Raw genomic sequence first — 1,053 nt, 5'->3', positions numbered from 1 at the left:
GATGCGGCCGGAAATAGTTCTTCTCAATCTCAGAAAATCACCGTTTCTGACGCTAGTGCTCCAACATTATCCGGAGTTCCTGCAGATGTAGCTGTTAGTTGTGATAATATTCCTGCTGTGGCTACTCCATCAGCTAGCGATGTGTGTGATTCTACCCCTGCTATTACCTTTGCTGAAACTAGTACCAAAGGAACAGATCCTGATCAAGCTTCTTTTTATAACTACGAGATTACAAGAACCTGGACCGCAACAGATGCTGCCGGAAATAGTTCTTCTCAATCTCAGAAAATCACAGTTTCTGACGCTAGTGCTCCAACATTATCCGGAGTTCCTGCAGATGTAACTGTAACGTGTGATAATATCCCGGCTGTGGCTACGCCATCAGCTAGCGATGTGTGTGATTCTACCCCTGCTATCACCTTTGCTGAAACAAGTACTAAAGGAACAGATTCTGATCAAGCTTCTTTTTATAACTACGAGATTACAAGAACCTGGACCGCAACAGATGCTGCTGGAAATAGTTCTTCTCAGTCTCAGAAAATCACAGTTTCTGACGCTAGTGCTCCAACATTATCCGGGGTTCCTGCAGATGTAACTGTTAGTTGTGATAATATTCCTGCTGTGGCTACGCCATCAGCTAGCGATGTGTGTGATTCTACCCCTGCTATCACCTTTGCTGAAACTAGTACTAAAGGAACAAACCCTGATCAAGCTTCTTTTTATAACTACGAGATTACAAGAACCTGGACCGCAACAGATGCTGCCGGAAATAGTTCTTCTCAGTCTCAGAAAATCACAGTTTCTGACGCTAGTGCTCCAACATTATCCGGAGTTCCTGCAGATGTAACTGTAACGTGTGATAATATCCCGGCTGTGGCTACGCCATCAGCGAGCGATGTGTGTGATTCTACCCCTTCTATCACCTTTTCTGAAACTAGTACTAAAGGAACCGATCCTGATCAAGCTTCTTTTTATAACTACGAGATTACAAGAACCTGGACCGCAACAGATGCGGCCGGAAATAGTTCTTCTCAATCTCAGAAAATCACCGTT

The 1,053-nt window shown here is 44.2% G+C and carries 1 pseudogene; it reads left to right on the top strand.

The annotated features are described in order from the left end of the window. A pseudogene (locus ACNKXV_RS13260) lies at positions 1 to 1,053 on the top strand (hypothetical protein); the annotation flags it as partial.

Origin of the sequence: Christiangramia aquimixticola (genome assembly GCF_048285835.1) — a bacterium.
Lineage (GTDB): Bacteria > Bacteroidota > Bacteroidia > Flavobacteriales > Flavobacteriaceae > Christiangramia > Christiangramia aquimixticola.
Note: the sequence above shows the minus strand (reverse complement) of the source record. Positions and strands in the feature narration are given on the sequence as shown.